The sequence below is a fragment of the Brevibacterium sp. genome, assembly GCF_031179145.1.
Taxonomy (GTDB): Bacteria; Actinomycetota; Actinomycetes; order Actinomycetales; family Brevibacteriaceae; genus Brevibacterium.
On sequence record NZ_JAPSIB010000039.1, the window covers coordinates 1 to 9,499 of the forward strand.

7 protein-coding genes are annotated in these 9,499 nt (G+C 67.2%); 4 read left to right on the plus strand and 3 right to left on the minus strand.

All coding sequences use genetic code 11. The annotated features are described in order from the left end of the window. Together RIT73_RS17015 and RIT73_RS17020 are read left to right on the plus strand one after the other, a co-directional pair. Positions 1–204: hypothetical protein (locus RIT73_RS17015; protein ID WP_309133295.1), on the plus strand; the 204-nt coding region annotated here is incomplete at its 5' end. Positions 205–272: 68 nt separating this feature from the next. Beyond that, positions 273–1,364, plus strand: a complete 1,092-nt coding sequence (locus tag RIT73_RS17020) for a M20/M25/M40 family metallo-hydrolase (RefSeq protein ID WP_309133296.1) — start codon at positions 273–275, stop codon at positions 1,362–1,364. Between the two features lie 22 nt (positions 1,365–1,386). On the opposite strand, the gene RIT73_RS17025 is transcribed toward RIT73_RS17020, so the two are convergent. Both RIT73_RS17025 and tmk read right to left on the minus strand, forming a co-directional pair. After that, the gene (locus RIT73_RS17025; RefSeq protein ID WP_309133297.1) at positions 1,387–2,529 is read right to left on the minus strand and encodes a DNA polymerase III subunit delta'; all 1,143 of its coding nucleotides are present in this window, start codon (positions 2,527–2,529) and stop codon (positions 1,387–1,389) included. Next, positions 2,530–5,184, minus strand: coding sequence for a dTMP kinase (gene tmk / locus RIT73_RS17030; RefSeq protein ID WP_309133298.1), 2,655 nt, complete (start codon positions 5,182–5,184; stop codon positions 2,530–2,532). A gap of 101 nt (positions 5,185–5,285) precedes the next feature. Between tmk and RIT73_RS17035 the strand changes: the two genes are divergently transcribed. Then, positions 5,286–6,053, plus strand: coding sequence for a lipoate--protein ligase family protein (locus tag RIT73_RS17035; protein WP_309133299.1), 768 nt, complete (start codon positions 5,286–5,288; stop codon positions 6,051–6,053). Between the two features lie 44 nt (positions 6,054–6,097). After that, the gene (locus RIT73_RS17040; protein ID WP_309133300.1) at positions 6,098–6,634 is read left to right on the plus strand and encodes a GNAT family N-acetyltransferase; all 537 of its coding nucleotides are present in this window, start codon (positions 6,098–6,100) and stop codon (positions 6,632–6,634) included. Between the two features lie 31 nt (positions 6,635–6,665). On the opposite strand, the gene topA is transcribed toward RIT73_RS17040, so the two are convergent. Beyond that, positions 6,666–9,479, minus strand: a complete 2,814-nt coding sequence (gene topA, locus RIT73_RS17045; protein WP_309133301.1) for a type I DNA topoisomerase — start codon at positions 9,477–9,479, stop codon at positions 6,666–6,668. Positions 9,480–9,499 lie beyond the last annotated feature (20 nt).

A 9,499-nucleotide genomic window follows, 5' to 3' on the forward strand; every position in this document is an offset into this window, starting at 1 on the left:
GTGACGGCGCTGCGGGTGACCGGGCCGGACATCGATGGTCCCGGTCTGCTGCCGGGAATCGTGGCCGCTTTCTGGGTGGCCCTGGGGCTGGCTCTGCTCGCGATCGTGGCGGCATTCTTCATGCCGGGGCGCGCCGCTGCCCAGAATCCCGCGGCGAAGATCGACTCGGGGTCTGCCGCGAAGGAGGGAACGGCCACCCGGTAGTCTGGAGCGAGCAATATTCACAGACTGAAAGGAAGATCCCGGTGGCCGAGCTCGACTCGAAGGAATTCATGAGTGACTTCCAAGCACTCATCGAATGCGAGTCGTTCACCGGGGATCCGGAGGCCCTGGCCCGCAGCGCCCACCTGATCTCGCGCATCGGCACCGGGCTGCTGGGATCAGCTCCGCGGATCATCGAAACCGATTCGCGGCCGCATCTCCTGTGGCGTTTCGGCTCTGGACCGCGGAAGGTGGTCCTCATCGGGCATCACGACACGGTGTGGCCGACGGGGACGCTCGAGACGTTCCCCTACTCCGTCTCCGACGGCGTGGTGCGCGGACCCGGCACCGATGACATGAAGGGTGGCCTGCTCATCGCGCTCTATGCGCTGGCCGGTCTGCGCTTCCAGCGTGGGAACCTCGACGGAGTCAGCCTGCTCATCACGGCCGACGAAGAGCTCGGGTCCCCCGGGTCGCGTCGGATCATCGAGGATGAGGCCCGCGGCGCCCGCGCTGCGCTCGTATTCGAAAGCGGTGCTCCCGACGGCGCGGTGAAGATCGCCCGGAAGGGAGTGGCCATCTACTCCCTCGAGGTGACCGGCCGCGCGGCCCACGCCGGAGTCGAACCGGAGAAGGGCATCAACTCCACCCTCGAGGTGGCCAATCAGGTGGTGAGGATCGCGGCCCTCCACGATCCCTCGGCGGGCACTTCGGTGGTCCCGACCGTCATGCACAGCGGATCGACGACCAACACGGTCCCCGCCGAGGCGAAGGTCGGCATCGACTCCCGTGCTGCGACCGTGGAGGAACAGACCCGGATCGATGAGATCCTCACCTCGCTGAAGCCGACGGTGGCCGGGGCGAAGGTCAAGGTCAAGGGCGGGATCAACCGGGCCCCCCTCGAGCAGAAGATGGCGATGGGGCTCTATGCCCGCGCGCAGCGGCTGGCATCGACGCTCGGCCACCCGCCGCTGCGGTCGGTCGCGGTCGGCGGAGGGTCGGACGGAAATTTCACCGCCGGCATCGGGACCCCGACCCTGGACGGTCTGGGAACGGTGGGCGGCGGCTCGCATGCCCGCACCGAGCACGCGCTGCAGCTGTGGATCCCGCGGCGGGTCGAGCTGACCCGGGCCCTCGTCGGAGAGCTGCTCGCCGAAGACTGACGACGGCTCGCGGGCATGATTCCTAGGCGTCGAGCAGCCAGGGGTTGGACAGCAGGACGAACGCCGATTCGACGATGAGGACGGGCGACATGTTGGTCTGAAGTCGTCTTCTCGCCTCGGTGATGGCGTCGATGCGCAGCAGGGTCGTGTCGGGACCGTCGCGGTTCGCGTGCTTGGCGATGAGGTCGCCCTCTCCGGCGTTGATCCATCCCTCGCGGATCCCCAGCTGGTACATGAGGATGTCGCGGTAGAGGCTCATAAGCTCGAGGAAGATCCGATCGAGTTCGTCGTTGCGGGCACGCACCGATCTCCGCTTCTGCTCTTCCTCGAGCCGTCTGATCTGAGATCTGGCCGACGGTGGGATGCTCTTCTCCGTCTCGATTCCCAAGCTGGTCAGGAGTGCGCGGCGTTCGTCCCGGTTGCGGTCCTCGACCCGTGCCTTCGCCGTCTCGGCCGCGTCGTCGACGATGCGACCTGCCAGACGGATCGTCGCTCCGACGGACGTGAGTTTGTCGGGGATCTCGAGGATCTTCCGTCGCTCCTCCCCCGCCGAATCGCTGCGCGCCAGGTACTTGGCGCGCCCGATGTGATTCTGCGCCACGGCGGCCGCCCAGCGCGCCCTGCCCTCGTCCACGCCATCACGTTCGATGAGGAGCGTGGCCACTGCCTCCCGGGAGGGGATCCGCAGCCGCACGGGCCGGCATCTGGACCGGATGGTGGTGAGCACATCGATGGGGCTCGGCGCGCACAGCAGCCACACGGTGGCAGGGGGCGGTTCCTCGATCGCTTTGAGCAGGACATTCGCGGTGCGCTCGGTCATCCGATCGGCGTCTTCGATGATGACCACCCGCCAGGCGGAGTTGACCGGAGCCGACTGAGCCTTCGAGACGAGCTCCCGAACCTCGTCGATCGCGATGACCGACTTCTGCGTCGACATGATTGTCAATGATTCGTGGTGGCCTCTGAGCACTCGAGCCGTGACGTCGTTGGGCGCGGTGCCCCCGGAGATCAGTGCGGCGGCGAACGCTCGAGCCGCGTTCGAGCGTCCGGATCCGGGAGGGCCGGTGAACATCCAGGCATGGGTCATGGCGCCCGGCGTGTGGAGGGCGTAGTCGAGCTGTCTGACCACGTCGTCCTGCCCGACGAGCTCATCGAAGACGCTCACTCAGGAACCTTCCGGGTCGTGGAGACGATTCTGATTGCGTTCCCGCTGCTGCCGCAACCGTTCTCTGGCCTGCCGTTCGATCTCGGCCTGAGCGAGGAGCCGCTCGCGGCTCATCTGCCGAGGGCTGCGGGTGGGCAGCACGGTCGTGTCCGCCTCGTCGCCACCGGTGTCGCCGCCGGAACGGTCCTCTTCCCGTTTCCTGCGTTCTTCGATGACGGTCGTGGGCACGTTGTCCTCGTCGTCGTCCTCACCGACCAGCGGCGCACTCGGAGTGAAGCCATGGGCGGGAATCACCGTGGTCGATGCCTCTTCGGACCACCGGTCCTCGGTGCTCTCGGAGTCGGCAGAGTCGACTGGGTCGTCAGAGTCGCCGGTGCCGTCCGCGCTGCGGGAACTGTCCGTCTCGCGCCCACCGTCTTCCTCGGGATCGAAGACGTGCGCACTGCCGCGAGGCGCGGAAGCGTCTTCTGCAGCAGCAGAGCCGTGGTCCGCCCGGAGGTCGGCGCCGAGGTCCGCCCGCGGCTCGCGTTCGCCCCTGTCCACACCGAGGTGAGCCCCGACGCTCGAGTCGACGGCGTCCCCGGAATCGACGGCGTCGAAGCGCGCGGTCGCAGGTGCCTCATCGGTGCCCATGGCAGTCGCAACTGACTCATCGCCCATAGCGGTCGCTCCGGCGGCACCGATCGCGGTCGCTCCTGCTGCGCCCCGGACCCGACCCAGTTCTCGCGGCAGCCGGGAGCGAATGGCTGCCAGCATCTGTTCGGTCAGTTCGTCCTGACTCACCGAGGCGTCGAGGACGACGTACCGGGAGGGATCCTCATGGGCGCGGGACAGGTAGGTCTGGCGCACCCGCTGGTGGAATTGCTGGTTCTCCTCGTCGAGGTAGTTGTTCTCCGCCCTCTTGCCCATCCGCGCCGCAGCCACCTCGGGTTCGATGTCGAGAACGATCGTCAGGTGGGGAATCAGGCCCTGAGTCGCCCACCTGTTGAGCGCCAGGATCGTCTCCGAGTCGAACTGTCGGCCCGCCGCCTGGTAGGCGATGGTCGAATCGATGTAGCGGTCCGTGATGACAATGCTGCCGGACTCGAGGCTGGGGTCGACGAGGGATGCGATGTGGTGGGCGCGGTCGGCGGCGAACAGGAGGGCTTCGGCGCGGGGGGCCGGGGGCTCGGCGTCGAAGAGCACCGACCGGATGCGGCGGCCCAACTCCGTGCCGCCCGGTTCCCGAGTGGACTCCACGTCGTAGCCTTCGTCTGCCAGAGCATGTGAGATGCGCTTGATCTGGGTGCTCTTGCCGGAGCCGTCTCCGCCTTCGATGGCGATGAAGAAGCCTGCGCCGAGGCGGTCGGACGTTGCGGCGATCCCCTCGCCGCTGCCGTGGTCCCCGGCTCCGTTGGGCGGACGGAAGCCATGCACGATATCCACGGCCAGGCCCTGCAGACGGTGCGGGTCGAAGATGAAGAGACCGATGATGCCCGCGATCAGGGCGGCCAGCCCCATCACCCCGTAGGCGACCTCACTGGGAGCGATCGCCCAGTCCGTGGCCCCGCTCAGCGGCACCACGATTGAGATGTCGAGCGCGTTGAGGGCGAGGGCGACGACGGCGCCGGCCACCGCGCCGACCCGGCGCGAGAAGTCATAGGGCTGTGAGCGCACCCCGATTCCGACCAGGTATGCGACCACGGACGACAGGACGACTTTTCCCGACAGCTCGTCGATGGCGCCGGTGGCGACGAGGAGAATGCCCGACACCATCAGGGCGAATGCCGAGACCCGCGGCCGTGACATCCCGGGGGCGAAGGTCGGGCCCATTTCGAAGCCGATGGCCCAGCCCAGCAGCGAGCACACGAGGATGAGGGCGAATCCGGCCTGGCCGAAGCTGTTCTCGATCGCTGTCGGCTGCGCCAGGATGAAATTTGCTCCCAGCACGGCGAAGAGGGCCACGCACACCCAGGGATTGGCCACCGTGGCCGGTGGTCGGGAGATGCGCGCCCTGACCTCGGGGAAGGCTCCCGTCGCCGACGCCTCGGCGTGCAGGGCACGCTCGGGAGTGAGATAGATGATGACAGCGCCCACCGCGGCCGCGATGCCGACGACGACGCTCATCCATTTGAGGGCATGCGCTCCAGCATCCGCGCCGCCGAGGATCTGGAAGGAACAGGAGAGGAAGACCAGAAAGGCCGCGGGGACCCCGACCCTGCGCCACGGCTTCCGGTTCGCGAAGGGATTGAAGCTCATCAGGAGTCCGACGAGCCCGCCGAGCACCAGGCCACCGACCCAGGTCAGCCAGGCACTCGGAACGAAGCTGAGCACGATCAGCAGCGCTGCGAGGAGAACCGCGGTGGCGCTCAGCGCGATCTTGCGCGGGGCCGGTCCTTTCGTCGCGAAGACGTGGCCGGGGATGAACAGGCCGGCACCGGCCAGGACGAAGACGATGAGCAGGGAGAGACTGCCGAGACGGTTGTCGAATTCACCCGCAACCAGCGCCTCGGCGACCGTGGCATACGGTTTCCCCTGGAGGGTGACGAGCATCCCGCTCGTACCCGCCACGACATAGCCGACCGCGCCGAGGACGATGAGGGCACCCCAAGCGGCGGTCTCGGTGACCAACCGGCCGGGGGCGCCTGGAAGTCGATGTCCTGAAGTCGTCAACATACTCACAGGACAACAATATCCGCCCCGACTGACATAACTCTTGGAACCGCTGGAACTCCTGGGAATCCAGGGAAGCGGCGGACGAGAGTAATCTGGTTCTCGTGCACGCACAGACCCCGACTGCCCTGAAGGCCCTGACCGCGGTCGAGACCTCCGGACTCGATGCCATCGAACAGCTGGCGTTCGCACGGATCCTGCTCGACTCCGTCAAAGGCGGGCGGCGGGGTGCGACGTTGCGCATGTATCGCCCGGCCCCGACCGTCGCATTCGGTGCCCGGGACCGGTTCCTGCCCGGCTTCGCCGCTGCGATCGAAGCGGCGCGCGACCACGGCTTCACCCCGGCCCTGCGCAGCCTCGGAGGTCGCGCCGCGGCCTACCATCCGGGCTCCCTCGTCATCGACCACATCGAGCCCAGCGATGCCTTCATCAAGGACACGAACGCCCGGTTCTCGGGGTTCGGGCAGGAATACGTCGACGTCCTGCGCGGCATCGGTGTCGACGCCCGCCTCGGCGAGATTCCGGGCGAGTACTGCCCGGGTGAGCACAGCGTGAATGTGGGTGGGCGGATCAAGGCCATCGGGACCGCGCAGCGCGTCGTCTCGGGGGCCTGGCTGTTCTCGTCCTCCGTCGTCGTCGAGGATCCGGACCCGATCCGGGCGGTGCTCACTGACGTCGAGGCGGCTCTGGGAGTCGACTGGGATCCGTCTACCGGCGGATCGATCAGTGAGGTCCACCCCGGGGTCACGGTCGATGCCGTCGCCGAGGCGTTCACCGAGCATTTCGCCAGGGCCTATGCCCTCACCACGGGCATGCCGACCGCGGAGGAGCTCGATCGACTGCCCGAGCAGGTCCGCGGACACGCGCTCTGAGGCAGCTGACCTCGCGGATGGATGCGGTCGATACACTGCATCTCATGACAGACAGCGCATACCTCACGACCGAGAACACCTCGACGCCCGACTTCCGCGTGCGGGAGGCGACCCAGGACGACCTGCCCGACATCCTGCGGCTTGTCCATGCGCTCGCCGAGTACGAGAAGGAACCTGATGCCGTCGAGGCGACGCAGGACGACTTCGCGGCGGTGATGTTCCCCGCCGACGGGCGCCCGAACACCTACGGATTCGTCGCCGAGGTCGACGGCGAGATCATCGGCATCGCAATCTGGTTCTACACGTTCTCCACCTGGACGGGGAAGAACGGCATCTGGCTCGAGGATCTCTTCGTCAATCCCGCCCATCGCGGCGTCGGAGCCGGCAAGGCACTGCTCGGCCGCCTCGCCCAGCACTGCCGGGACCGGGGTCTGACCCGACTCGAATGGTGCGTGCTCAAGTGGAACGAGCCCTCGATCGGGTTCTACCGCTCACTGGGTGCGAAGGCCCAGGACGAATGGGAGACGTACCGACTCGACGGTCAGGCGTTGGAGGCGTTCGCCAACGCCTCCAGCGCCTGACCGGGGGCTCCTGACGGAGGAGCGCTGACTCTCAGGGAGTCTTCGGCTTGGTATCCGCCGACTTCGTGGCGGTGGTCGACTTCGTGGCGGTCGTCGACTTCGTGGCGGTGGTCGACTTCGTGGCGGTCGTCGACTTCTTGGCGGTGGTCTTCTTCGCCGCCGCCGTCGTCTTCGCCGCCGTCGTCTTCTTCGCCGGAGCCTTGCGCGTGGTCGTCTTCTTCTTCGCCGGTCCCTTCGCCCGCTTCTCGGCGAGCAGGGTCGCGGCACGCTCGAGTGTGATCGTCTCGACGTCGTCGTCCTTGCGCAGGGTCGCGTTGGTCTCCCCGTCGGTGACATAGGGTCCGAAGCGCCCGTCCTTGACGACGATCGGCTTCTTCGACTCGGGGTCCTCCCCCAGCTCCTTCAGCGGCGCCGTCGCGCGGCGGCCGCCGCGCTGCTTCGGCTCGGAGTAGATCTTCAGCGCCTCGTCCAAGGTGATGGTGAAGATCTGCTCCTCGTCGGTCAGCGACCGCGAGTCCGTGCCCTTCTTCAGGTACGGGCCGTAGCGGCCGTTCTGCGCGGTGATCTCAGTGCCCTCTTCGTCCTGGCCGACGACGCGAGGGAGGCTGAGCAGCTTGAGCGCCGTGTCGAGGTCGATGGTCGCCAGGTCCATCGACTTGAACAGGGAGCTGGTGCGCGGCTTGGCCTTCTTCGCTCCGCGCTTCGGCTTCTCCTCCGACTCGGGCAGCACCTCGGTGACGTAGGGACCGAACCGACCCGTCTTCGCCACGATCGTGTGTCCGGTCTCGGGGTCGACACCGAGTTCGCGGTCGCCGTCGCCCTGGGATTCGATGAGTTCGGCGGCCTTATCCGCGGTGAGCTCATCGGGTGCCAGGTCGTCGGGCACGGAGACGCGCTTCGGCTCCTCGCCTTCGGCTGAGCCGCTGACCTCGAGGTAGGGTCCGTAACGACCCACGCGCAGGGCCACTCCCTCGCTGATGCGCACGGTGTTGACCTCGCGGGCGTCGATGTCGCCGAGGTCGTCGACGACCTCTTTCAACCCTTCGCGATCGTGCGACTTGTCCCCGAAGTAGAACCGTGCCAGCCAGGCTTTGCGGTCCTCCTCGCCGGCGGCGATGCGGTCGAGCTCGGTTTCCAGGTCCGCGGTGAATTCGTAGTCGACGAGTCCCGTGAAATGCTCCTCGAGCAGCCGCACGACGGAGAACGCCAGCCAACTGGGAACCAGTGCGTTGCCGCGGCTGGTGACATATCCGCGGTCCTGGATGACGGAGATGATCGACGCATACGTCGAGGGTCGGCCGATGCCGAGCTCTTCGAGCGCTTTGACCAGGCTCGCCTCCGTGTAGCGCGGAGGCGGAGCGGTGGTGTGCCCGTCGGCTTCGGCCTTGACCACACTCAGGGCCTGGCCCTCCTCGACCTGCGGCAGACGCGATTCGCCGGACTTCGAGTCATAGCGACCCGCGTCCTGGCCCTCCTCGTAGGCGGCGAGGAATCCGCGGAAGGTGATGACGGTGCCGCTGGCGGTGAAGCCGGCCTCATGACCGTCGCCGAGGTCGGCCCGGACCCTGATGGTCGCCGTCTTGCCCTTCGCGTCGGCCATCTGGCTGGCGACGGTGCGCTTCCAGATCAGGTCGTAGAGACGGAACTCGTCGCCGCTGAGCGCCTTCGACACCTGCGCGGGAGTGCGGAAGGAGTCACCGGCGGGCCGGATCGCCTCGTGGGCCTCCTGCGCCGATTTCTGCTTGCCCTTGTAGACCCGGGGGGACTCCGGGACGAACTCCGGCCCGTAGAGCTCGGTGACCTGCTTCCGGGCAGCGGCGATCGCCTGTCCGGACAGCGCCGGGGAGTCGGTTCGCATGTAGGTGATGTACCCGTGCTCGTACAGCGACTGGGCGGTGCGCATCGCCTGGCGAGCGCTCATGCGCAGCTTGCGGCCGGCTTCCTGCTGCAGCGTCGAGGTCGTGAACGGCGTTGCAGGTTTGCGGGAGTACGGCTTCGACTCGACCGCGGTGACGGTCAGCGAGTCCTTCTTCGACCCGTTGAGGAGTTCCGCGAGCTCTTCCGCCCGGGCCTGATCGACGACGGTGGCGGAGGCGTTCTTCAGCTTGCCGGCGTCGTCGAAGTCCCGCCCCGACGCGACACGTGCCCCGTCGAGGGTCGCGAGGTTCGCCGCGAAGGGGCTGGTGCCATCGGGCAGACCCAGATCGATGTCGAGGTCCCAGTAGTCGGCGGCGACGAACGCCATGCGTTCGCGTTCGCGTTCGACCACGAGACGAGTCGCCACGGACTGCACACGGCCGGCGGACAGGCCTGCACGGATCTTGCGCCATAGGACCGGAGAGATCTCGTAGCCGTAGAGGCGGTCGAGGATGCGCCGGGTCTCCTGAGCGTCGACGAGCGCATCGTCGATCTCTCTCGTGTTCTCCAGGGCGCGGTTGATGGCCTCGGGGGTGATCTCGTGGAACACCATGCGCTTGACGGGGACCTTCGGCTTGAGCACTTCGAGGAGATGCCACGCGATCGCCTCACCCTCGCGGTCCTCATCTGTTGCGAGGTAGAGTTCGTCGGCGTCCTTGAGGAGGCGTTTGAGTTCGGCGACCTTCTTCTTCTTGCCCGGGTCGATCCGGTAGTAGGGGTCGAATCCGTTGTCGACGTCGACGGCGAACTTGCCGTACGGCCCCTTCTTCATGTCGGCAGGCAGTTCGGACGGAGTCGGAAGGTCACGAATGTGGCCCACCGAGGCCTCGACGTCATAACCCTCGCCGAGGTACCCGACGATCGTGCGCGCCTTCGTCGGGGACTCGACGATGACGAGACGGCGGGGCTTCTTCTCGGTTGTCGTCACTCTTGCACATTCCTCTCATG